The following is a 25176-nucleotide window of genomic DNA, read 5'->3' as shown; positions in this document are numbered from 1 at the left end:
GTCACCGAAAAAGAAAAAGAAAGCGCTTTCTTTTATGCTTGTAAGATACCTTCACTCAATTGGATAAGTCTACGAAAAGTTAAAATGTACTCAAAAAACGTGAACTGCTCCCTCAATAAACGAGGTCATTACTCACTTTAAGCATTTAAAGCTCGCCTCTGTGATGTGTTTTACACCAAGCAAACATGAAAGATATTGTTGCATTTTGCTACCTAGGTAAAGTTTGAACCGCTTTCTTCTGTACCTCAGCAGTTAAGGCGTATAAAATTGGGCTAAAGCTTAAAAGATAATTTTGAATCAAACACTTGCATTCATTTGTATGGTGCTGACATCAAACTCTTACCTTTTCCAGTTGAAACCCATTATCTATTAAACACGGACATTTTCGACCTATTATGCAAAAACAAGTCATAACAATTAAAGAAGTCGCTGAATACGCCAATGTTTCGCAAGCCACTGTTTCTCGCGTGATAAATGGTCAGGACTCGGTAAAAGAGAAGAACTTAGAAAAAGTAAAAAAGGCCATCGCCGACCTTGGTTATACTCCCAATTCAGCCGCTAAAGCGTTAGCCAGTAACCGTTCCAACAGTATCGGTATGTTAGTAGGAAGCTTAGACGGTCCTTTTTATGGCCCTTTAATGCATTCAGCGGAAGACACGCTTTATCGTAATGGGCTTCATTTTATAGTGACCAGTGGGCAAGACGATGAAAAAAAGGAGCACGATGCTCTTAATTTTTTACGCTCTAAACAAGTCGACGGTGCCATTGTTCATGCTGACAAAGTCTCGGATGATATGTTGCAAAGCTTAACCCGTGACTTTAAAGCACTCGTTGTGCTCAACCGAAAAATAACCGAGCTGAAAGATCAGTGTCTTTACCTTGATAATGAACTCGGTGGGTATATCGCCACCAAGCATTTGTTGGATAATGGGCATAGAAATGTCGCGTGTATCACTGGCCCTATGTCTAAACAAGACGCCCGTGACCGCTTACTTGGTTATATTCGTGCGCTAGCTGAACACGGTGTCTCTTATGACCCTAACCTCACCATTGAAGCTCGATTTGACCATGAAGGAAACTTTGATACGGCCTCTAAATTGCTTGATCGAGACAACAACATCACTGCAATATTCTGCCAAAACGACAATATAGCACTGGCTGTCTATGACGTTTGCGTACAACGTAAACTGCTGATTGGGGGAGATATATCAGTTGTCGGCTTTGACAACGACTTACTTTCTAAGCACATGCGTCCGCAATTAACGACGGTTGGTTTTCCACTGCACGAAATGGGAAAGATAGCGGGCGAGATGATTATCGACCAGATCAATGACGTTGGAAAAATGACAAGCTGTAAACTCATCCCAACCATCGTTATTCGAGACTCCGTAAAAAACATGAATGACGAGTAACTTCGTCGCTTTTAAGCCTTTCAAGCTTCAAGCCATAGGCCTTCATGTTTTAAGTTTCTACACCTCGATAAGAACAAATAAAGCCATAGTAAATATGGCTTTATTTGTGTTCTTCTTATCTAATAGTGAGATTAACGCTCAACTGCGCTGTTAGGTAACGTCACATAGATTGAGTGTATCATTGCCGAGCGCTCAAAAAGCCACTGCGTCAATTCAAGAGAAAGCTGGTCACCTTCACACTCCAAACATTGTCCATCCATCAGTTTTACATGAATACTAGTGTCCACTGCTCTTTTGTCGACCTTGTAAACAAAAGGTACCTGACAATAAGTGAAAGCCAAGCCGTCACCTTCTAGCGCCAACGACTGGCAAACCCCATCGACATCAATGTAATTGAATGCCTTGAGACGGGTGGTAAAGTCCGATGCTTTTAATAATGTCGGATGGATTCGCAACTGAGACTGCTCAACCTCAATACCCAACTCCCCAAAACGAGTGATGATCTCTTCTTTCACTTGCCCTGTCATACCCGGTTGCTGTGCGCCTGCCTGCTTCGGTGTATGAGAATAAGGGTCGGTCGGGAAAGCACCGTAATTTTGAGGGGTCTTATTAAACCCAATGCCTTTTCGAATACGGTAATAGTATTTATCAAGCTTGTTCGTCGATGGGCTCATACCTGTTTCACGATACGAAGCTTGATAATTTTCTTGCACAGCAAGCAACAGTTTTGACACCATATGCCAGTAGATACAACCTAGCCCTTCATAACCAAACATTGTGCCGGAACGGCCAGTGAACGCGCTATGTTCAAAAACATCTTCATAAAGCGCCAGTACGGCCTTCCAGTCGCTATCGGCAAAGCTTGGGTAATCTGATTTCACTTCATTTAAGCGATCTGAAAGCACGCCTGAATTTTCAAAATCGGCATTAAAATGATACTTCTGATTAATATCTTTTGTGATGATTCGAGTGTCATTCCTCAGTAGCATATGTTCTAACAGCGTGCTTGATTCTATGGCGTGTTGATCAATGCTGTTCTTGTCCATAAACCCTTTCAAGGCTCGGTCTGGATAGAGCATAAAGGTCTGTTGATCAGCTCGGTACATGTCACTGCTAAACAAGTTATCAAGTAATTCGGCGCTCTGTTTGCCGTCTAAAACACCAGCACTCAATACCGCGACTTGACCCTCTAGCATTGGGTATAGCTCTTTAATTTGAGCACCGTCATCGTTCAAGTCTAAAATGTTATACGCATTGTAAAGCCCATCTTCACGCTTGTTGTTTTCAATCGTTCGGTCAATCAGCGACTGCGCGATATTCATGAAGCCTTTGATATGACCGCTGTCTACCGATGTTTTCGATGAGAAGCCGTGTTGATACACTTTATTTCGATATTTTTCGCCTTCGTTCGTTAAATCGACTAACAACGATTTACGGAACTCTGGCGTCGCCGCGTCATGTTTCAACACATTCGTGGCCGCTTCCAAAATACAAAAACTGTGATTTAGCCATTCACTGACTTCTTTTGATATCGCAAAGCTCTTTGGAGCGCGTTCTAACAATTGAGTCATGAACGAAGTGTATCGACGCATGTAGTACAACGTCACCATCGACAACCCACTACCAACAATGGCATTATTTGCGTCGTTCCATTCGGGTCTTTGTGTATTAAGCCAAATACCACCATCAAGTACAAAGTTACTTAGTTTCGCCAGTAAAGGAACCAGCAGTTTTTCCATCAGTGAAACCAAATAGACATTATCACTCGCGCCCATAACAAGACGGCCATCACTGCCTAATTTTTCACAACGTTCATCAATTACTTGCTGTTTTTCTGTATTAAAAGTCACCGTATCTTTAGAGTTCTTAAATATCTGCTCTGCACCGACAATTTCATACGGTACGTTCGCGTAACTGAAGTGCTCTTCATTCAACCACGCGACTAATTCGGAGCTTTGATACTTGTCAGCGAGTTCCAGTAATTTGAGCAAGTAGATAATTTGATGATCACCCCAATAGCCGATATTACTCCACGGGTTCTCAGGCTCTAACATCTCCCAATCAATCCCTTCTTTTGTGATGCGATACGGGTTATAGCCATCAACCGTCGAGGCGTTCACAAACTTGGTCATAAATGAGCCGATGAATTTCGGGTAACTCAGAGCCAACGCTTCCCAGTTTTGGAAAATATCACGCCAGTTTCCTTGGTAACCTAACAGTCGATTTCCTTCATCATCACGAACATTAATCTCATAATGGTTCCATGGACGGCTTGGATCTCCGTGTCGGCGGCCAAATGTCAGTGGCAAGTATTCATAAGCAAGGCGGATTAACTGCTCGTCTTGTGTCTCTTTAACCAAAGAAATAAGCTCAGGATGGCTCAGTTTTGAGGGTAGCGAGTGCAAGAGATCACGATGTTTTTGTGCGACTTTTTGGTTAATACGAGCAAATGTGTTTCTAACATCACTGCTATCTAGCTCGTAGCCATCAACAAACACTCCACCACGCATACTATTGAACAGAACATTCGCATAGTGATGAACATCGGTTTCTTCTGAAGACGTTAATTGCCACGCGTCACCACCAGACATCAAGCCCATTAGGTCGTCTTGATTCGCTTTGATGTCGGTTTTAATTTGCTTAGCCAGTGCACCACTTTCTAGCAGTAATGCTTTAGTGACTTCTACCTCTTTGTGGGTCTGATCAATGTCGGCCACAATCAACCAATTTTGTTTTTGGTTCGGCTTTAGCTCAAATTTTTGATGTATTAAATAAGCACCGCGCTCGCCTCGAACCAATGGTTGCGCACTAAGTTGACTGTTTTTTCTAAACTTCGTTAACTCTTTAGAACTCAGTAGTACCTGATGCTCATTATCAACCAGTGAGAACACAGACGTTGCACGTAAAGATTCCGCCGGATCGGCTCGGTCACTCAATTTGGCATACAAGCTGTAAAGTGCTAACGGCAGAGTATCGACACGCTCATTCCATTTATAAGCATCCACCAGCGCGCTACTTGTTTGCATCACCGTTTTAGGCACCTCTGGAGGCAAAACATTCTGGATCCCATCAATGATCTCAATATGCTTCGGTTGAGAGTCTAAATTAGCCACTTCTGTTTCTCGAACGAAACCAAAACGGTCAGAGGTTTGCCAACTGTATTGATAGCTCAAACCCAGTGTATAGTTCACCTCTTGGAAGACAATTTTGTCACCCGTAACGTTCTTGTAAATATTGCGCTCAACATCAAACTTGCCGTCATGGTGTAGGTTGAATGGTTCCCAACAGGCTGAAGCATTGGTACCTTGAGCCACTTTTACTATCGCTTTTGAACCGGTATTTTCTGCATTTTCATGAATGTAATCTACCGAACGATAAGGGAAAAGTGCATTTTCAGGTCGAATACGCCCTGCAGAAAGGCAGCCAGAAGAAGAGATAAATAACCAATGATTACTTGCAGAGACCACGCTGATAAAAAAGGGCGCCATGGCGTCCACATTGCTGATGTTGTAGTAACGCTCTCCGTCTAAATCGACGAACTGTCCGCGAACGTCTTGAGCTTCTGAATTTCTAATGTATGTCATAATAATAAACCAACCATGAAAGCGCTTACTTTAGGCGCTAAAAATTAACTGTCTTTGTGTTACTTGTTCGGGATGTGATGGCAACGAACGAAATGATTACTTGATACTTGAGTCACTGATGGCATCGATTGAGCGCACTTGTCACTTGCATGATAACAACGAGTCACAAACGGACACCCTTTGCTGGTCGGCTTCCAAAGTGGGATGTCCCCTTTTTTAGCGCCAAGTTCACGTTTACCGGCATTGCCTACTTCAGGAACAGCCGACAACAAAAGTTGTGAATACGGGTGGTGTGGGTTTTGAGTTACATTGTCACTATCACCCCACTCAACCATATGTCCGACATACATCACCGCAGTTTTCTCGGCAAAATAGCGAGCGGTCGCGATGTCGTGAGTGATGTACATGAAAGAGATACCATGTTTGTCTTTCAGGTCGGCCATTAGGTTTAAGATGCCTAAACGAACAGAAACATCGAGCATCGAGATAGGCTCATCAGCCAAAATGACTTCCGGGCTTACTGCGATCGCTCTTGCAATAGCGACACGTTGGCGTTGCCCACCACTGAGTTCATGAGGGTATTTCTCCGCCGTCTCTTTCACCGGCGATAAACCCACCATATCCAGCAGTTCATACACCAATTGAGGAATGGCGTCTTTCTCTGTGCGTTTATGAATCAAAAGTGGACGAGCAATATGATGATAAATGGTGTGTACCGGGTTTAAAGATCCAAATGGGTCTTGGAAAATCATCTGAACTTGGCGTGCATACTCTAGCTCACCATGTTTTTTAATATAGTCGGCTAAAGGCTCACCTTTAAACTCGATGTCTCCTGCTGTTTTGTCGTAGATGCGCGTAAGTACTCTTGCTCCAGTACTTTTTCCTGAACCCGACTCACCCACAATGGCAAGCGCCTCGCCTTTGCGTAGCTCAAAAGAAACGTCATTCACGGCGCGCATCATATTGTTCTTACTGGATTGGCCAACCGGAAAATCTTTCATGAGATTCCTAACCGACAAGATCACATCTTTACGGCTGTTTACGATTGTTTGTTCAGTATCCATGTTGGTTTCCTTCCACTAAATGACAAGCGACATGATAGGCGTTCTCGACCGACAACAGGTGAGGCTCGGTTTCAAAGCACGCTGCGACACATTCGGTACAGCGCTCTTGAAAGTTGCACCCTTGGGGAATATCGAGAAGGTTAACGGGGTTACCCGGAATACCATGTAGGCGCTCTTTCGGGCCATGAATCGTTGGGAATGAAGAGATCAAACCTTTAGTATAAGGGTGTTTAGGTTGGCTAAATACTGTTTTTGCATCGCCAAGTTCAATCAGGTTACCGGCATACATCACACCAATTCGATCCGCAATTTCGCCCATCAAACTTAAATCGTGGCTGATAAACAGTATCGAAAAGCCAAATTTGCTCTTTAGGTCATACAACTCATTGAGAATTTCACGCTCAACGACAACATCGAGTGCCGTTGTTGGCTCATCCATAATGATCAGTTTGGGCTCAAGGGCTAACGCAATCGCAATAACCACACGCTGGCGCATTCCACCACTCAATTGGTGAGGGAAGCTCGACATTCTGTCCCCATGAATACCAACAGTATTGAGTAACTCTACCCCACGTTGGTGTGCTTGCGCGTACGTCACCGGTTTATGCGCCAGAATCACGTCCGTTAACTGTTCGCCAATAGAAATCACCGGGTTTAAAGAGTTCATTGCGCTCTGGAAAACCACTGACACATCATTCCAGCGAAATTGGCGTAGCTGCTTGTTGTTCATCTTGAGAACATCTTGCCCTTTATAAAGGATTTCCCCTTCCGAGATGAGAGCAGGTGCTTTGTGCAAACGTGAAATGGCAAACGCTAATGTGCTTTTCCCGCAACCCGACTCGCCCGCAACACCGAGCGTTTCTCCCGGCGCGATAGACAGGCTGACATTGTTCACGGCACGCGCGATACCGTTGGGCGAGACATAATCGACACAAAGGTCATTAATTTCTAGTAAGTTACTCATCATAAACCTCTGCGCTTATCCGCTTCTTTTTTAAGTTTGTGCCAAAGTTTGATATGTGGGCCCGTTCTGAGTTTCGGATTACTCACTTGGTCAATCGACATGTTGATCAAAGCCAGTGCCCCACCCGTAATGGCAAGAGCCAGTGCAGGAATCAGCATTTCCCACCAAGCGCCTGTATATAAAGATGAAGAAGTTTGCGCCCAATACAGCATCGAACCCCAGCTCACTTCTGTCGCATCGCCCAAGCCCAAAATACCTAAACCCGCTTCTGAGCCCATGGCATAAATCACGGTTCCAAGGAAGCCACCAAAAACGATTGAAACTAAATTCGGTAGGATCTCGACGAGAATAATACGAACTTTGGACTCGCCCATTACCTCTGCAGAAATGATGAACTCTTTACTGCGTATTGCCATTGTTTGAGCGCGAATGACCCTCGCCCCCCATGGCCACGAAGTAATGCCCAACAACACGGTAATCACAAGCGACCCCACTTGCCCCAAAAATGCCGCTAACACAATCAAAAGAGGGAGCTGTGGGAACACTAAGAAAACGTTAGTTAAGAAATTCAGTCGATCATCTATCTTGCCACCGAAGTAGCCCGATGAAACGCCAACTAACACAGCGATCGTCATAGCAATAACGCCTGCCGAAATCGCCACCGTGAGCGATTTTCTCGCGCCATGCAACACTTGGCTGTATACGTCTCGTCCACTGCGTGTGGTGCCAAATATGTGTTCACTACTCGGTGCAACATGAGGCCTTGCGACGCGCTTCTCTGGGTTATGAGTTGCCAAAACAGGCGCCATTAATGCACCCACCAATATGATTGTCAGCAAAAACGTGCCGATAATTGCAGGCGGGTTGCCGTAGAAAAAGGCGTACACTTTTCCGCAGATTTGCTTAACATTTTTCCAAGAGTATTTCGGTTCACGCGCTGACAAATTTTGGCCAGACGCAACGGTTTTATTGGTGATTAGATTATCCATGTGATGGCCTTAATTAGAGATACGAGGGTCGAGCCAAACGTAAAGCAGATCAGCGATGAAATTGGCAGTGAGTACGGCAGTAACCAAGATAAGCAAAATTGCTTGAATGAGTGGATAATCTCGAGCGACGATACCTTTTAATAGAATGTTGCCTAAGCCTTGATAGTTAAAAACAACTTCCGTCATGATTGAGCCCGCAAATGAGAAACCAATCGCCATCGCGATAGCCGTAGCGACTGGAAGAATGGCATTTCGACCCGCATATCGAGACATCACGCGATAACTGCTTAGCCCTTTGGCTTCAGCCATCGTCACGTAGTCTTCTCCTAATACATTGATCATCGCATTACGCATATTGAACACCCAAGTCGAGATGCCAACGATAACCATTGAGCCAACAGGTAACACAGCATGTTTTGCCACGCTCGAGATAAACTCCCACGTCATACCTGGCTCTAAGGAAGGGTCGTAGGTATAAGCTAATGGGAGCAGTTCAAGCTTCAAACCAAAGAAATAAAACAGCAGCAGAGCAGTAACGATGTAAGGAAAGTTACTAATGAATGCCAAAATCGGTGGCACGAGTTGCCCGAACAGACCTTCACGACGATAAGAAGCATAAGTGCCAATGCTGACACCAATAATCAGAGCAACAATCAACGACCCTAACGCTAAAAACATGGTCCAGGGGAGTGCCATTGCCAACACATCAGACACACTCACAGGGAACATCAACACAGATGGTCCCAAATCCAATGTAAACACACTTTTCATGTAAGCAAAATATTGCTCAAAAATATTGCCATCAACAAAACCATACATTTCACGAACCGCATCCATTTGAGCAGGGTCCATACGGCCTTGAGCGGCAGCAAAAAGCGCATCAACCGGATCACCCGGCATCAACCGAGGAAGCATAAAATTGAAAGATATTGCTATTAAAAAAGCAGTAAAGTAAAAGCCAAACCGGCGAACAAGAAACGACATAACGCCATCCTTACAGTGGGAGGGGCTACCCCCTCCTATATGAATTTATTTAAGGTGTAAGTTATTAAGAATGATTACGCGTTTACCGCCATCATAAAAAACGGGTTGAATATATGGGTTCTCTTTACTCGGCCAACCCGTGATCTTCGACTCGCTGTATTGGAACCATGTAGGGTTCGAGTACAAAGGGATGAATGGAAGGTTTTGCGCCGTGAACTCTTGTAGCTCTGACAAAATTTGGGATTGCTTGGTGCTATCGTTTGTTTTCCCAAAACTGTCAATCAACGCATCAATTTCAGGGCTATTGATACCATGACCTGCATGCCAAGTTTTACCGATTCGGTCAGAAGAGAAGTACTCTTGATACGCTACGATTGGGTTTGCTGCAGCCATAGACCAGTTAATCGAAACTTTATATTTACTGTCTTTCAGATTTTTGTCGTACACGGCCCAGTCGACTGTTTTAACGTTCGACTTAACGCCTATCTCTTCATAAAACTCTGTCGCCATCTGGACAACTTGAATCCAGTCAGTCCAACCATTGACGACTTCGATATCAAACTCAAACGTTTCACCGCTTGCAAGATCACGAAACCCATCACCATTTCGGTCAATGATTCCTGCTTGATCTAACAAATCAGACGCAAGTTCAGGGGAATATTGCGTTAGGTAGCCGTATTTCTCGTTCACCTTGGGATCAATATCAGATTGATACAGCTCACCAATGCCACCAGGATTAAAGTTTGCTGTCGGATAGCCATACGCTGCAATATCCACAATCAGTTCTCTGTCTAAAGCAACAGATAGCGCTTGGCGAACCTTCACATCATTAAAAGGCGCTTCTTTAGTATTTAAATATAAGTGGATAGCGTCGTTCGCTGGATACCAAAAGTGGTTGTTGTCAGGATCACGGGCAACAAAGGTATTTTCGATATCAGCAATGAAGTTCGAACCCCAGTCGATCTCTCCTTTGATAAGCGCCGGTTGAATTTGAGAGTTATCGTTATATGAACGGAAAGTAATGCAATCTAAATAAGGGCGGTTCTCAAGGTAGTAATGCGGGTTACGACACAGTTCCATTTGTTGTGATTTAAGATAGCTCACTTGTGTCATCGGCCCACTGCCAATAGGGTTTGGGTTGGTAAACGTTGTTAAGTCTTTTTGTAGCCCCCACACTTTTTTAGGCACAATGTGATAAGCCGCGAGGTTCCACAAAAACGTCGTGTCAGGCTGTGCAATATTGAACACTATCGTTGTTTCATCGGTCGCTTCAATATTGATTAATCGATTCTCAGCCCAGATCCCCTTCTGGTCAAATGCAGGGTTTTCTTTTGCTAATTCAAAGCTATAAACCACATCTTCAGCTGATAATGCACTGCCATCAGACCATTTTAGTCCTTGTCTGATTTTCAACGTGATTGACTTAAGATCGTCAGAATACGTTGCAGACTCAGCCAAACGCCAATGAGTCTCGTCGGTCATGTTGTTAAACACCATCAACGGCTCAAACATCGTCCCATGTAAGATATCTTTTGTTGTATATGGGTTGTAGTTGTCTAGAAAACCGGTATTGATGATAGGGACAGAGATTGACCCTCCCTGTTCAAACTGATCAACATCTGCTGCATATAAACCACTGCTAAGTGCCGCACTGATTACAACCGACACTATAGATGCATGTTTCTTCATAAATATTCCCTTTATCCAATGCAGTGGCTTACAAGCCACACTAACAAAAAGTAAGCGGTTTCATTTTTAATTAAAATCCTAAGGCAAACATATGGCGGACACAAACTCCCCATGATGTTTTGCCAACACCATCACATCAGAAATTAACACCTTAAAATCAATAAGTTAAATAAAACAGAAAACCAGCAAAAAAATAAAACCATATTTTTCAATAACTTGCGAAGAAGCAATTCTCTCGCTCATTTCATCGCAAATGTGATGACCGCCCCAAAAGAAACCGCTTACAAAATTGTTTTTTGAGGTAATATTAATTTACCGGCCTTGGATAAGATATTTTTAATGGTATGAATCCATTGAGAATGCAATTAAAGATTATATTTAACAGGTAGAATTTAATATCATGGATAAGAATACAATTACCATAAAAGAGGTCGCTGAATATGCCAACGTTTCTCAAGCGACAGTATCTAGAGTTATAAACCAACAATCTACTGTAAAAGAAAGAAACTTAATCAAGGTTCTCAATGCTATTGAAGAGTTAGGTTATACGCCTAACTCAACGGCGAAAGCCCTCGCTACTAAAAAATCCAACAGTATCGGCATGCTGGTGGGTAGCTTGGATGGCCCCTTTTACGGCCCTCTAATGCACGCCACAGAAAATGAAATCTATAAACTGGGTTTACATCTCATTGTAACAAGCGGTCAAGATTCACTTGAAAAAGAGACCGAGTCACTGACTTTTCTGCGGTCGAAACAAGTGGATGGTGCGATTGTTCATGCCGATCAAATGTGTGATTCGACGTTAATCGATCATGTAACAAGCTTCAAAAACTTTGTCGTTTTAAATCGCCACTTACCTGACCTTGAACAACACTGTTTGTATGTTGACAACGAGCTTGGTGGCTACCTTGCTACGCAGCACTTGATTGATAACGGCCATCGACGAATCGCTTGTATTACTGGCCCCTTAGTCAAACATGAAGCGAGAGACCGATTACTCGGCTATATGAAAGCACTGGCAGAATCCAACATCGATTATGACCCGTCACTGATTGTAGAAGGGCGATTCGACCACAAAGATAACCTAGTGAAAGCAAACCATCTCATTCAGACCATGAACGATATTACTGGAGTTTTTTGTCAAAATGATAACATCGCCTTAGCGGTCTATGATGCATGCTCACAACACAACCTTCAGGTTGGCGAAGACTTATCAATAGTGAGCTTTGATAACGATCTAATGTCTAAACACCTGCGACCTTTACTAACAACGGTTGGGTTCTCTATCCATGATATGGGCAGACTCGCGGGTCAAATGCTGATAGACCAATTATCAAATAAAGAAATACTAAAAGGGAAAAAACTGACACCGTCGCTTGAAATCAGGGACTCAGTAAAAGACCTAAATCAACACCACTAGCTTATTAACAACGCATTAATAAATACAATATTAAAATAGATAAACGTTTTACTTTTTGACGATAGCTATTTAGTGCTTAATTATTAACTATTATTTGAATGAATATTAGTAACAGTCACCAAGAAGCTGCTCAAGAGCTATAAGCTATATAGCCATAAGAGACAAGCCGCAAAGTAAGCGCTATCTTATAGTCAGAAACGGATATGAAGTGTTTAAAACCTAAGAACCATGAAGATTTCATAGCATTTTATACCCATAAAACAGCTTATATTATCATCCTATTTAGGGGTCAAAAACATGCATAAATACAACAAACTATATGTACCTATCTCACTCGCTTTAGCGTTAACAGCCTGTGGAGGCAGCAGTGGCGATGGGACCAGCACTCCTGCTCCAAGTATTGACACTATTGCGCCAGTTATTACGCTAAACGGTCAAGAAAGCGATTACACAGATATTGGGCAACTCTATACCGACCCAGGTGCAACCGTAACAGACAATGTGGATACCGATCTTGACCTCAACATCACCAACAATGTTGATTCAAACCAACTTGGGGTCTATAAAATTCATTACAGCGCCACTGATACGGCTGGAAACACAGCAGAAAAGATTCGAACGGTAACAGTAAGAAACCCTACCCCGCCACCCACTGGCGATTACTTAGTATTTGGTACCGGTAACGTAGCGACAAAATTTAACCCTTTGAGCTACGGTTGTACAACAGACTACGGCCATTGGATCCATAGTGCCGGTGTGGTAAGCCCTGCAGTTGCAGGCTGCGACTCAAACGGTCGTCCAATTGGTGAAGCGCAACCGGTAATACCACAAGTTACAGGTAAGGCTGCTACTCAACCCGTGCAAGCTCACCGTTGGTGGGGATCTCTTTCTTTTATGGGCGAGATGCAAATTGGCAACCCTAATCATGCTGGCTACCTGACTCCTGACCCAATGTTAGTTCGTATTACCAATACTGGTGTGCGTATCTTAGGTATCCCCTCTGGCCTAAGAGGCGTTGGAGCCGATATATTCCAATATCAAATTCCTGATCCATTCGCCGAGACTTTTGATGGTGTAACAATCACGAACACTGAACACGATCAATTAGAAGCTAAACTACAAGATGCCAGTGATGGCTCTGTAACCGTAGAGTGGCAGACACCGGAAGGCACGCCTGTCATGGAGGCGACATTTGTCCACGGATCTCCTTACGCTTTTTTTAAGGTATACAGCGGCAAAGCTGAACTTCATACCTTCAGACCCGACGGTGGTGAAAAAGGCATTTCTCATCAACCGGCCAACAACACGATGGGTGTGTGGACGAATGTAGCTGGCAACAAAACTGAAGTATTGATCGTTGGTGAAGGCGACACTGAGTTCACGAATACCACCAGCGACAATATTGGAATCAACAACGCAGCTAACGAATTTACCGTCGCACTACTTCCTAACGACAACATGAGCATCGAGAAAAAGGTAGCATTCTATGCCCCTAAGGCTCGAAACGTCGTGAAATCAGTCGATGTCGACTACCACGTAGATCGTGACAACAGTCAAGTCAGTGTGACTCACTCTTACTTAGATAGCAGCGGGCAAAAGGTCGATACAATTGCAGGCCTTTTCCCTATGGCATGGAAAAACCAAACTGCCCTTGATTCTGAATTCAAAACGCGAAGCGCTCGTGGTGTCATTAAGTACGCGCAAACAGATTCATTTAACTACACGATCCCTTTTATTGGTGCTCTACCCTACTTACCGACCGATGCATCAGCATTAGATACCGAAATATTAACGGCTTATATCAATGACTTTATCGTTCTTGGCGAGGAAAATTGGCTCAACGAATATGATTCCGACGGTTACACGAAAAAGGGAGAATATACCGACACATACTGGGCAGGTAAAATTTATGGACAAGTAGCAGAGTTGGCAGCCATCAGTGATTCGCTAGGCCTAGAAGCTCAGAATTCACAATTTATTCAGTGGCTTAAGGTTGAGTTAGAAGATTGGTTTACTGCAAATTCAACTGGCGATCTCGATACAGAAAAGTATTTTGTCTACGACCAACAGTGGAATACATTACTCGGTATTAAAGAGTCATTTTTATCCCACCAGCAATTAAACGATCACCATTTTCATTATGGGTACTTCGTGCGAGCTGCTGCCGAGATTTGCCGCCAAGATGTGAGTTGGTGTAGTGACGCACAATACGGACCTATGATTGAGTTATTGATCCGCGACTATGCCGCAGGTAAAGGCGACAACATGTTCCCTTATATGCGCCACTTTGATCCTGCTAACGGCTTCTCATGGGCGTCTGGCATGGTTAACTTCACGCGCGGAAACAACAATGAATCCACATCTGAAGCGGCCAATGCGTATGGCGCCATGGTTCTTTACGGTTTAGCAACGGGCAAAGATGAATTCGTTGAACGCGGTATGTATACCCATGCATCCACGACTAACTCATTTTGGGAATATTGGAACAATATTGATGCTTATACAGCTGAAAATAACGATACCGATAAAGATAACTTCCCACCAAGCTATAACCGTATAACAACGTCTATTATTTGGGGCGATGGTGCGACTTTCTCTACATGGTTTAGCCCAAAATATACCCATATACTTGGTATTCAAGGCTTGCCTTCAAATACATTGTCGCTGCACCTTGGCCAACACTCTGATTATATGAACGATTATATTGACCTTGGGTTGAGTGAATCAACCAACGGCAAACCGTCTGGTCTAGGTGAAGATGAATGGCGTGATATTTGGTGGAACATTATCGCCATGCACAACCCTGACGCCGCTATTTCCGACTACGAAAGTTACGGAGACTACGTAGTAGAACGTGGTTCAAGCAAGGCCCATACCTATCACTGGTTGCACACTTGGAAACAGTTGGGTGCAATGCAATCCGATATAAAAGCCGATTACCCATCTGCGGTCGTATTTGAAAATGCTCGTCAGAAAACCTACGCAGTTTATAACTATGGGAATTCAGACAAGACCGTGACATTTAGCGATGGCACTGTTGTTATTGCCGAGCCAAATGGATTTACGCTACGGTAATTACCTATAACCATTCTTTAATGATCCCCCCATTCATTGAAGAATAATAAATAGAGCGCCCCGATTCTGTAGGCGCTTTTTATCGTCCTATTTTTTCTGCTCTCTGTTCTGCTCTAATACTCTATTCTGCTCAAAGGCTTTAATTCTGCCCTAGGCTATCAAGCCCGGCCTTTGCTCTCAAAGCTCTCTCTGATCTATTGTTGAATCTATCGCTTATGTGGAACGATGGTTTATACGAATTGAGCTTATACGAATCGATATAAATAACGGGTCACTCAGTTCTCAGCCTTGATCCCACGCTATTTTTATTTCTGCCTACGGCTTACCTGAGACTTACAGATATTAATATTACCGATAGTTGGATATAAAAGGTCTATTAATCACGATTCAATTTACGAAAGTCAGTTCAAATAAAATAAATAGAACTCAATTCGAGTAACGGTTGTTATTACGAACTTGGAATATTTGGAGTATTTGGAGTATTTGGAGTATTTGGAGTATTTGGAGTATTTGGAGTATTTGGAGTATTTGGAGTATTTGGAGTATTTGGAGTATGACAAGATCAGCGGCAAGAATAAGACAAGCATTTATAATGCAGATAAAAAAACAGCCCCCGAAGGAGCTGAACTCTAGAAACTGATACCAATCACAGTAAGTAAATTTGCAGAAATAGCGCAGAAAAAGGATTGAGAACAAGGAAGAATTTTTCGATAAATAATGATTATACAATCAAAAATTCTAACGTAGTTATCGAGCGCTTTAACCCGCTAGGATGATTCGTTATTTACTACGATTGGTATGATGGATTACCAACTTGCTTCTGTTTGAATACCGACAACAAAGTCGTTTTTAGACTGTCCAGCGTCTGGGTCTGTTGTCCATGAGTTCACAACGTAACTCGCGAGCAATCTTACTTCTGGGTTAACCCCTGTCCAAGTTGGGAACATCAATGTTGGTGCAATGGTAATCTTAGCTTGGTCGTAAGAGTCGCCGTTCCAGTTATTGTAAACGTAACCGACCTCACCCTGAAGGTACATCTTATCATTGATGCCAATCACAGGACGAACCATTGCCGAAGCCCAATAATCATAAGTGCCGTCGGCGTAATCATTGTATTGGCCTTGGATAGACGGGAAAATACTAATACCGCTGTCAAACTTGTGTCCACCAAAAATTAATGCTCGGTATGAAGTATCATCATCTTCTAAATGCGTCATTAACGAGATAGCATCGTTACCAACGCCCCACTCAAATTCATGTTCGCCGTGACGAAGGGCCCCTGGTTTATATGCATTGTATGAAGTAATTGTACCACCAAGCAATTGGCCAGCACCCAAACCTTTACCTGCTTGAACCACAATATTGGTATTTGAGCTACCATCTCCTTGCAGACCTAAAAAGTTAAATATTTTATAACCAACGGTTAGATCATAACCTGTTTCAGTCCACTCTTTACCATTTCGGTCCCAGTTATCAGGCATGGTTTTGAACGTTGCTGAGACATCCCATACTCCATACTTCGCTGCAATATTAATCGCGTGCATTTTATTATTAAGGTTCTCAGAATTTGGGTTAGTCGCATTATCTTCTAGGTCATAATCATCATCACGATAACTTGCGATATAAGCCGCATTTACAATCGCACTGCCCATTTTCATTGACTCAATACCAATACCGGTACCCGACATGTCAGAATAGAAGAAATCTGTCATCCAGATATATCGTTCTTTACCGTAGTCTCTTTTACCTGCGAACACTTTACCTGTCTCGGTATAACCTTTTATTTCAACAAAACCACTACCTGAGCCCGCAGTAAGACCTTCTGAGACACCCGTACCAATTTTTAGCTCTCGTCCATCTCCATATACCCAGCGATACCCAAGGTCAATATTGGTTTGGTTGTCGTACTCTAGGCCCAAACGCCCTAGTGTCTCTTTTTGGCCAATAAAGTCTGAATCTTTGAAATCATTTTCTGCACTAAAGAGCACACCTTGTCTGAAGTAGCCACCAAATTCAAAGCCTTCCGTATTTTCAGCAAATGCTGTAAATGAGCTGGTTGCTCCGGTTAACGCAAGCATACATGCTAAATGTACCTGTGATTTTTTCATTGTCATCCCTACTGATAATTCGTTGTAAACGCTTTCTATTGGCGTCGATATTCTTCAAAGCGACCCGTTAGGCTTTGAATATTAATGACTAAAACAGGATATTACCGTGATCAAACTCATAATTAAGAAAGCGCTTTCAAAATGAAAGTGAAGATTAGGACCGTAAATGAAACATGATACACACCTTATTTTCTGCAAATTTGAATCATGTATGTTTTATATAGGCTAAGTGACATGGTTAATGCGATTTATTCTTAATATTAAAACATCATCATTACCTTTAGATCAATTCACCCGATGTGTTAATCGCAATTAAACTCCATAAAAACAACAAGATAAAAACAAAAACAACACAAGTCTCAATATCTAACAGTAGGTATATAATATTTATCTCGCCTAATTGATGGATTATTTTAAACACTCAAATTTTATTGAATATTCATAGAATAGGAAGTTCTCTATTGAGCCTCATCACAAATTAGGAACAGAAAATACCCATTATTTATTTAAAAGTTGAAAGAGAATTAGGGAATGGCTATAAAGAAAGGGCTTTCTTTTTCATTTTATGTAGGAATATCTTATGTTCTTAAGCAAGCCAACACCTTTGGCTTTATTTATCGGTACTGTACTACTCTCTGGGTGTTCCAGCTCCGACTTTGTTGTACCAAAACAAACGTTGTCCGACCCAGCGATCAAAAAAAGTGAGAGGTGGGAGTTAGTCTGGAATGATGAGTTCAGTGGCACTGAAATCGATGACTCTAAATGGACTCTCGAAGAAAACTGCTGGGGTGGTGGCAACAATGAACAGCAATGCTACACAGCAAGAGATAAAAATGCATTTGTTGAAGGTGGCGTTTTATATATTGTCGCAAATAAAGAAAACTTTTTAGGCCCTAACAACGTCGACGGCAATTATGACGATTTAAAAACCTTACCTTACACCTCTGCACGTTTACGCAGTCTCGATAAAGGCGATTGGACATATGGTCGCTTTGAAGTTAGAGCGAGAATGCCCGTAGGTCAAGGCACATGGCCTGCAATTTGGATGCTACCTTCCGATTGGGTTTATGGCACATGGGCAGCTTCTGGCGAAATCGACATTGTAGAAGCCGTTAACCTCAAGAGTAAATCTGATATCCATGGTGATCAAAATGGACAACCAGAAACTCGTACTTATGGCACCCTGCACTACGGCGGCATGTGGCCAAATAATAAGCACTCAGGTCAAGCTTATACCGTACCTGATAATAAAAACCCGGGTGACGAATTCTACACCTACTCATTAGAGTGGGAAAAAGATGAGATGCGTTGGTATGTGGATGATGTGCATTTTGCAACTCAGACATCGGATGGTTGGTACAACCTATATACAAAAGATGGTGAGAAGGTCATCGGTGTTGATGACGCCCCTTTCGAGCAAAGATTTCACCTTTTGCTAAACCTGGCGATAGGCGGGTCATGGGCGGGTAACACCAATGAAAAAGGCATCGATTCTTCCGTTTTCCCGCAAGCACTTGAAGTCGACTACGTTCGTGTTTACCAATGTTCAACCGATCCAACAACAGGTAAAGGTTGTGCGACGGTTTCTGAAGACGCCGTTCATGTGAAAGGTAATAAGCCACCTATCACCGTTGAGCTACCAAATGATTACATAACAGGCAACACAATTTCGGTTTTCGATGGTGAATTGAGTAAGTACTTGCAGCAAAACGAGTACGATCCACAAGGCGTGATTATGGGCTTTGACTATGTCGACACTGATGACCGTGGTCAAGTAATGCAGGTTACGAAAACAGGTGAAACAGGTAATGTCTACTTCGCAACACCAGAGCTAGACCTCTCTTCATGGACGAAAGACGCAAAACTGGTCTTTGACATTAAAATGGAAGAAGTCACTAAAGGCGACAAGATCGTGGTGAAAATTGACAGTGGCTGGCCAAACGTGAGCGATTACTCTGTTGAGATCCCTAAAGATAACCAGTGGAATACCATCACCATTGGTCTGAATGATCTTGTGCAAAATGGCAACTCATTTGGAGCAGGAAAAGTGGATATGTCAAAGATCAAAAACCTACTGGTTCTTGATCCTCAAGGCGAAATGATTTTCCAACTCGATAATGTTCGATTCGAACGCTAATAGATAGTTTCAGCTTTCTCACGAACGCTACCCCCAACGTATCTAATTCGTTCTAATTACTATTTCGTTCAAATTACTATAAAGAAAGAAAGTGTTATACCTTTCTCAAAATTCGATTTGTAAGCGCTTTCTTTGAATGGAGTCTAAAATGAAACTGTACCAATATGTAGCACCAACACTGGCCGCTTTGGCTCTTGCTGGTTGTGGTGACGACCCGCTTACTGACGTAACCTCACCACCGATCGATCCACCGCCTCCTGTCGTGGTTGGTGAAAGTATCTATATTCTTCACGCTACTGAAGAGATCAACCACACTTTCGAATTCTGGGACACCTGGGGAAGTGGCAGTACTTTTGCCACCGCTCAAAACAGCCAATACGGTGAAATCCTTGTGATGCAGCCAGGTTCTAACTGGGGTGCACCAACGTCTAACATTGCATGGGGCGTTTCTGAAGGCAATGAAATTGATGCCACCCATATCACGCATGCGAATTTCAAGGTTCGTACCACAACAGCAAACACGGTTGAAGTGGGTATCGTCACCTTACAAGCTGAATACAAAGACAACTACGCAATCTCAAGTGGTACTGCACTTTCCGATGGCTGGGTTCAAATGCAAGTCCCGGTAACGCCTAATGCTGAAACATCTTGGTTTTCGCTGACTTTTGAAAATGCGGGTCAAGTCGAGCTAGCAGATGTCTACCTAAGTGAAGAAGTGGTCGTTGAGCCGGCAACGGATGAGTTTGTACTGATCAGTTCTGGCAGCGAAGTATCGGATATTACTTTTGGTGACGATACCGTTCAAGAATGGAGCACTGGTACTGTCTTCAGTGGTGATTCAAATTACTTGGGCCAAAACGCATGGAGCATTACTTCGGGTCCTAAATCACCTGAAGAAGGTAACTGGGGTGCTGTTTTAGTGTTCAACGGCGGTATTGAGCAAGATCTCAGCCGATTCACGTATTTAGATGTTGAAGTTGCGACACTCGGTGGTTTCGAAAAATACGCCGTTACTCTAGAAGCAAACGGCGTAAGCAAAGAACTGCTTTTACCTGTTGACGATCGCATCAATGATCAATGGCAATCGGTACGACTTGATCTTAGTAACTTCTCTTTAGAAACTTCTAACGTAAGCTCTATCGCCATCATGGGCGTTGGCGGAACACCGGGCGTGTCTACTTTCTACGTTACCGACTATAAGTTCGTCAAAACTCAAGAACCAACGGTTGACGACAACTTAGAAAGCCCTTTCATCATTTTACACTCAACCAGTGAAACCGGCCTACAAGACGTCGCTTATGGCGAATGGAGCACAGGTACCGTTATCTCTTCTGGCTCGTTTGATGGCCTGTCTACATGGATCCTCGAAGAGAATGGAAGTTGGGGTGCCGTTTTGGCGATGACCAACCAAAACAATACTGAAACCGCGCCGGTTAACCTAGTTAGCTTGGAAAACTACACTAACTTGAAGCTAAAAGTTGCCGCCGAGGGTGCCTTTGACCGATTTGAGGTTTTCCTAGATACAAACGTTGATGGTAAAGCGACAAGCTCTGTCATTCCTTTTGGATTAAACGATGCAACACAGTGGAACGAGATAGATATTGATCTTAACGCTTTTGGACTCGCACTAAGCGATATTAACCAAATTGCGGTTTACGGTGTTTATACGCCAGAAACTACGGGCCAAACATTGTATGTCACAGACTTCATTGCTTACGACACGGGTATACACCCTACTCGCGATCGCAATGATTACGGTGATGCTTTCGTCATGATTTCACCGACAAGTTTAGATTCAGACCTAACTTATGATGACAGTGCTTTCCTTAATGTTGGTAACGCTGCCTTCAATGAATGGTCAACGGGGACAGACTTCAACCTGGAATCAACGTACCTAGGTAGCAATGCGTGGGAAATGACAAAAGGCGACAGTTGGGGCGCGGTTGTTGCTTTCACTGGTGATGTCTATGGTGAAATTTTACCATTCGACTTTGATATGAACCAATACAAAAACCTGAGTTTTAAACTCGCATCAGTAGGTGCCCTATCGGACTTCAAGATTGCCTTTAATACAACCAAAGGCGCATCTTACGAAACATTGCTGACTCCAACTGTGGGTAGCGATTGGAAGACATACTCATTTGATATGACAAAGCTTCCAATCGATGTTAACGAAGTCATGCAAGTCGCTATTTTCGGTAGTAATGGCGCTTCTGGTGACAAGTTTTATCTAACAGATATGCAGTTCTCAAAATAGGCTGTTTTTAAAATAAACGGCTCTTAAAAATGGCTGTTCTTGATAATAGGCTACTCCTAAAACTTGGTTATTCCTAAATTCAAAGCAGCCTTCAACATAAACGACGAGAGCGAGTAACGCGCTTCCTCTCGTCACTAGAATCAATGAGTCTTTACGGTGACCTAACCAAAAAAGGCCACTCCTATTCAAGGTGACGACCATGAGTTTTGATAATTACTGGAAAGATCTCGCGAGCAAATACGCCTATGCCAAATCTTTAAAAGACTTAGTCCGCTACAAGAAACGAACGCTAGTCGTGCCTGCCGGTCTGCCTTTTAAAGTCACATCAGGAGTGCTCTGCGCACGAGACTACAACAAATACTACATCTAATTGAAACTAAGCAGGGTCTCTCTTTTTTCACTCTGCTTAGTCTCCCAAATTCCTCTTAACCATCAATTAAGTCTCCGATTTGATTAATGGTTTCTAAATTTATCCATCTAATAAAATACTGTGTCGCCTTGCGATGAACAGGAGTTTATACGTGTTTATCTATAAAAAATCGATGTTGAGCTTATGCATTTCCATAAGCTTTATTTTAGGGTGCCAAACTCCCGACCAAACTATCAGCCAAACAATGACCTCCTCTACCGAGTTAGATTCAAATTACGCTCTACCTTACTTGAACGATTGGCAGCCGACAAACAGCCAAATATCAAAAGACCCACTTATAGAGGCAGAGATCAAGGCAATCGTGTCACTCATGACTCTTGAAGAGAAAGTCGGACAAATGGTTCAGCCAGATCTACGTGAAGTCACGCCAGCTGAAGCACAAAAGTACAAACTAGGCTCCATCTTAAACGGCGGTGGTGGCTTCCCCGACGACGACAAGTATGCGTCGGCAAAACGGTGGGCCAATGAAGCGGACAAATTCTGGCTAGCACTTGAACAAAGTTATGAAGGCCGCGGATTTCGCATTCCGTTCATGTGGGCCACAGATGCCGTCCATGGTCATAACAATGTATTTGGAGCGACGCTCTTCCCACACAATATTGGTTTAGGAGCGGCTCGCAATCCAGAGTTAATTGAAAAAATCGGCGTCGCTACCGCCCGCGAGGTGGCTGCAACCGGCTTAGATTGGACTTTTGCACCCACCGTCGCTACTCCGAGAGACTATCGCTGGGGGCGCGTCTACGAAGGGTATTCTGAAGATCCTGAAATCGTTTACCAATACGCCAAGCGCATGGTGGCTGGTATTCAAGGCGGAGAAAGCGGCCTTAAGGGAGACAATCATGTGATCTCAAACGTCAAACACTGGATCGGTGATGGCGGTACGCTCGATGGTATTGACCACGGTGAAAACCGTTACACAGAGGAATACCTTCGCAATATTCACGCCATGGGTTATGTCGGGGGCTTAAGCTCTGGCGCGCAAGTGGTGATGTCTTCATTCAATTCTTGGTGGGACCCTAATAACTACGACCCAATGAGTACCGACAAAGCCAATACATTAGACCAGCCATATATGAACAACCAAAAAATTCATGGCTCTGAGTACCTGATAGCAGACGTACTTAAAGGGAAAATGGCCTTTGATGGTATTGTTGTCACAGACTGGAACGGACAAGGTGAGATCAATGGCTGTACAGCCGCAAATTGCCCACAAGCCGTTATCGCGGGTAATGATGTATTCATGATCACCGCGCGTGAAGACTGGCAAGCGTTTTATCATAATGTCATTGAACAGGTGAGTTCAGGTGTAATTCCAATGTCACGCATTGATGATGCCGTTACTAGGATACTACGAGTTAAAAAACGCGCTAATTTATGGAATAAACCAATGCCATCTTTGCGCTCTTTAGCCGGAAAACAAGAGGTATTAAGCGCTCCAGAGCATGTTTCTTTGGCTCGCCAAGCCGTGTCAGAGTCACTCGTGATGCTTAAAAACAACGATGTACTTCCCTTATCAACAAACGATCGTTTCTTGGTTGTAGGCTCTGCCGCAAATGATATTACGAAGCAAACAGGTGGGTGGTCGCTGTCTTGGCAAGGCGATGGAAACACCATTGAAAAAGACTTTCCAAATGCACAGACACTATTAATGGCGATGAAATCTGAGGTAGGGCCTGACAATGTGACGACCGATATATCCAATGCTAGCCCGGAAAACACAACCGCCATTGTTGTTATCGGTGAGGATCCTTACGCAGAGATGTTTGGTGATATCAGCCGAACACAAACTTTAGAATTCGCAAAGCTTAAGCCTTCTTACAAAAATGATCTAGACACAATTCGCACCCTGAAAAGCCAAGGGTACAAGGTTGTGACCATCTTCTACTCCGGTCGCCCCCTTTATGTAAATGAAGAGATCAATCTATCTGACGCTTTTGTCGCTGCTTGGCTGCCTGGTACTGAAGGCCTAGGGATCACCGATGTGCTCTTCGCAAAACAAGGCCATGACTTCAAAGGAACGCTGAGCTATTCATGGGGAGCAAAAAAATGTTCGACCACCATCAATCGCAACGCTCCGAACATTCCTAATTACCAAACTCCGATCGACGGTATTACTGGCAACCTCATTGAACAGGATACCACGGGTGAGCATCAGCCCCTTTTCCCTTATGGATATGGGCTCAACTATAAAGATCAAAAAGAGATTAAGGCTCGTTATGACGATCTAGATAATATTCCGCTTGATCCGAGAGACTACGGGTGTGGCATGTCAGAACCTGATAATGGCATTGCACAAGTAGCACTGGAAGTCTTTGGTAAAGACGCTAAAGGTGAATTTTCTGCAAGAATGTCTGGCGCCACCAATAATTGGGAATCACTTGCCGTGACCAAGGGCACAACGTCAATAGACTCACTAACGACAACCGGTATTAACTATAACGGGATGCAACAATCGGCCCTCAATGTTAAGTTTTTAAGCTCTGAAGAATCGTTTAGTGAACGTCCAGCTGCCCAATTGTATATGCAGACTCCCGACAAAAAAGGAGCAGACTACAATCGCTATACCAACGCAAACTCCACTCTAGAGTTTGATATTCGGATGAAAACTCAAGCACCTGAGAGCATGACACTGGCGACACATTGTGAATGGCCATGTATCGGTGAATTACAGATCAACCGAGTATTGCCAGCCCCTTCAGCACAATGGACGACCGTCAAAATCCCTCTACAGTGTTTCGAGCAAGCAGGAATGTCATTTCAACGAATGAGCACGCCACTTTTGATGTTCAGTGAACAAAGCGTAGAGTTTGATCTGGGTAGAGTCCGAATCGTGCCAAATCCAAGCGGCACACCAGAAGATGCGGTTGACTGCAGTGAAGTACTAGACAGCAACTAGAGTGATTAAACACCTAATGTTCTAGCGGCTATTGGGCTATGCTATAACGAAAATAATTAGGTTCTAGACTTGTTGTTGCTAACTGAAAAATAGGCCCTTTCTGTCATGGAAAGGGCTTAATTATATGGTCCGCCTCACTCTCAAGCCATTAAGCTTAGAGTAGGCTC

General features: G+C 43.4%; 14 protein-coding genes. 7 read left to right on the top strand and 7 right to left on the bottom strand.

Annotated elements, in window-relative coordinates:
- The first annotated feature begins 395 nt into the window (after positions 1 to 395).
- The gene (locus OQJ75_RS16570; RefSeq protein ID WP_265974087.1) at positions 396 to 1412 is read left to right on the top strand and encodes a LacI family DNA-binding transcriptional regulator; all 1017 of its coding nucleotides are present in this window, start codon (positions 396 to 398) and stop codon (positions 1410 to 1412) included.
- A 131-nt stretch (positions 1413 to 1543) separates the two neighbouring features.
- On the opposite strand, the gene OQJ75_RS16565 is transcribed toward OQJ75_RS16570, so the two are convergent.
- From OQJ75_RS16565 to OQJ75_RS16540, 6 genes are read right to left on the bottom strand one after another with little or no spacing between them, the layout of a single operon-like run.
- Positions 1544 to 4996: a hypothetical protein gene (locus OQJ75_RS16565; RefSeq protein WP_265974086.1), complete on the bottom strand. Its 3453-nt coding sequence runs from the start codon at positions 4994 to 4996 to the stop codon at positions 1544 to 1546.
- A gap of 59 nt (positions 4997 to 5055) precedes the next feature.
- Positions 5056 to 6060, bottom strand: coding sequence for an ABC transporter ATP-binding protein (locus tag OQJ75_RS16560; RefSeq protein ID WP_265974085.1), 1005 nt, complete (start codon positions 6058 to 6060; stop codon positions 5056 to 5058).
- The gene (locus OQJ75_RS16555) at positions 6050 to 7024 is read right to left on the bottom strand and encodes an ABC transporter ATP-binding protein (RefSeq protein ID WP_265974140.1); all 975 of its coding nucleotides are present in this window, start codon (positions 7022 to 7024) and stop codon (positions 6050 to 6052) included. The genes OQJ75_RS16560 and OQJ75_RS16555 overlap by 11 nt, the downstream gene beginning before the upstream one ends.
- The gene (locus OQJ75_RS16550; RefSeq protein ID WP_265974084.1) at positions 7024 to 8013 is read right to left on the bottom strand and encodes an ABC transporter permease; all 990 of its coding nucleotides are present in this window, start codon (positions 8011 to 8013) and stop codon (positions 7024 to 7026) included. The genes OQJ75_RS16555 and OQJ75_RS16550 overlap by 1 nt, the downstream gene beginning before the upstream one ends.
- A gap of 9 nt (positions 8014 to 8022) precedes the next feature.
- On the bottom strand, positions 8023 to 8997 hold the full coding sequence (locus tag OQJ75_RS16545; protein ID WP_048613278.1) for an ABC transporter permease: 975 nt from the start codon (positions 8995 to 8997) through the stop codon (positions 8023 to 8025).
- A gap of 45 nt (positions 8998 to 9042) precedes the next feature.
- Entirely contained in the window at positions 9043 to 10686 is a 1644-nt protein-coding gene (locus OQJ75_RS16540; protein WP_265974083.1) for an ABC transporter substrate-binding protein, read from the bottom strand.
- A gap of 400 nt (positions 10687 to 11086) precedes the next feature.
- Between OQJ75_RS16540 and OQJ75_RS16535 the strand changes: the two genes are divergently transcribed.
- Together OQJ75_RS16535 and OQJ75_RS16530 are read left to right on the top strand one after the other, a co-directional pair.
- On the top strand, positions 11087 to 12106 hold the full coding sequence (locus OQJ75_RS16535; protein ID WP_265974082.1) for a LacI family DNA-binding transcriptional regulator: 1020 nt from the start codon (positions 11087 to 11089) through the stop codon (positions 12104 to 12106).
- Between the two features lie 297 nt (positions 12107 to 12403).
- Complete coding sequence (locus tag OQJ75_RS16530) at positions 12404 to 15181, top strand: glycosyl hydrolase (RefSeq protein WP_265974081.1); 2778 nt, start codon at positions 12404 to 12406, stop codon at positions 15179 to 15181.
- Between the two features lie 806 nt (positions 15182 to 15987).
- Here the strand turns inward: OQJ75_RS16530 and OQJ75_RS16525 are convergent.
- Positions 15988 to 17289, bottom strand: a complete 1302-nt coding sequence (locus OQJ75_RS16525; RefSeq protein ID WP_265974080.1) for a carbohydrate porin — start codon at positions 17287 to 17289, stop codon at positions 15988 to 15990.
- Between the two features lie 580 nt (positions 17290 to 17869).
- Here OQJ75_RS16525 and OQJ75_RS16520 point away from each other — a divergent pair.
- The 4 genes from OQJ75_RS16520 (at position 17870) to OQJ75_RS16505 (ending at position 25009) form a co-directional block, all read left to right on the top strand.
- Positions 17870 to 19426 (top strand): glycoside hydrolase family 16 protein, encoded by a 1557-nt coding sequence (locus tag OQJ75_RS16520; protein ID WP_265974079.1) that lies wholly within the window; start codon positions 17870 to 17872, stop codon positions 19424 to 19426.
- A 148-nt stretch (positions 19427 to 19574) separates the two neighbouring features.
- Positions 19575 to 21683 (top strand): hypothetical protein, encoded by a 2109-nt coding sequence (locus OQJ75_RS16515; RefSeq protein ID WP_265974078.1) that lies wholly within the window; start codon positions 19575 to 19577, stop codon positions 21681 to 21683.
- Positions 21684 to 21882: 199 nt separating this feature from the next.
- Positions 21883 to 22053, top strand: coding sequence for a hypothetical protein (locus OQJ75_RS16510; RefSeq protein ID WP_265974077.1), 171 nt, complete (start codon positions 21883 to 21885; stop codon positions 22051 to 22053).
- Positions 22054 to 22297: 244 nt separating this feature from the next.
- Complete coding sequence (locus OQJ75_RS16505) at positions 22298 to 25009, top strand: glycoside hydrolase family 3 protein (protein ID WP_265974139.1); 2712 nt, start codon at positions 22298 to 22300, stop codon at positions 25007 to 25009.
- Positions 25010 to 25176 lie beyond the last annotated feature (167 nt).

This window comes from Vibrio sp. 14G-20 (assembly GCF_026241515.1).
GTDB lineage: Bacteria > Pseudomonadota > Gammaproteobacteria > Enterobacterales > Vibrionaceae > Vibrio.
The sequence above is the reverse complement of the archived record's forward strand: the minus strand, read 5'-3'. Positions and strand labels throughout refer to the sequence as shown.

Bases quoted from the DNA above. Each gene is read 5' to 3' on its own strand.
- OQJ75_RS16570 (WP_265974087.1), top strand. From the start codon at position 396: ATGCAAAAACAAGTCATAACAATTAAAGAAGTCGCTGAATACGCCAAT.
- OQJ75_RS16565 (WP_265974086.1), bottom strand. From the start codon at position 4,996: ATGACATACATTAGAAATTCAGAAGCTCAAGACGTTCGCGGACAGTTC.
- OQJ75_RS16560 (WP_265974085.1), bottom strand. From the start codon at position 6,060: ATGGATACTGAACAAACAATCGTAAACAGCCGTAAAGATGTGATCTTG.
- OQJ75_RS16555 (WP_265974140.1), bottom strand. From the start codon at position 7,024: ATGAGTAACTTACTAGAAATTAATGACCTTTGTGTCGATTATGTCTCG.
- OQJ75_RS16550 (WP_265974084.1), bottom strand. From the start codon at position 8,013: ATGGATAATCTAATCACCAATAAAACCGTTGCGTCTGGCCAAAATTTG.
- OQJ75_RS16545 (WP_048613278.1), bottom strand. From the start codon at position 8,997: ATGTCGTTTCTTGTTCGCCGGTTTGGCTTTTACTTTACTGCTTTTTTA.
- OQJ75_RS16540 (WP_265974083.1), bottom strand. From the start codon at position 10,686: ATGAAGAAACATGCATCTATAGTGTCGGTTGTAATCAGTGCGGCACTT.
- OQJ75_RS16535 (WP_265974082.1), top strand. From the start codon at position 11,087: ATGGATAAGAATACAATTACCATAAAAGAGGTCGCTGAATATGCCAAC.
- OQJ75_RS16530 (WP_265974081.1), top strand. From the start codon at position 12,404: ATGCATAAATACAACAAACTATATGTACCTATCTCACTCGCTTTAGCG.
- OQJ75_RS16525 (WP_265974080.1), bottom strand. From the start codon at position 17,289: ATGAAAAAATCACAGGTACATTTAGCATGTATGCTTGCGTTAACCGGA.
- OQJ75_RS16520 (WP_265974079.1), top strand. From the start codon at position 17,870: ATGTTCTTAAGCAAGCCAACACCTTTGGCTTTATTTATCGGTACTGTA.
- OQJ75_RS16515 (WP_265974078.1), top strand. From the start codon at position 19,575: ATGAAACTGTACCAATATGTAGCACCAACACTGGCCGCTTTGGCTCTT.
- OQJ75_RS16510 (WP_265974077.1), top strand. From the start codon at position 21,883: ATGAGTTTTGATAATTACTGGAAAGATCTCGCGAGCAAATACGCCTAT.
- OQJ75_RS16505 (WP_265974139.1), top strand. From the start codon at position 22,298: ATGACCTCCTCTACCGAGTTAGATTCAAATTACGCTCTACCTTACTTG.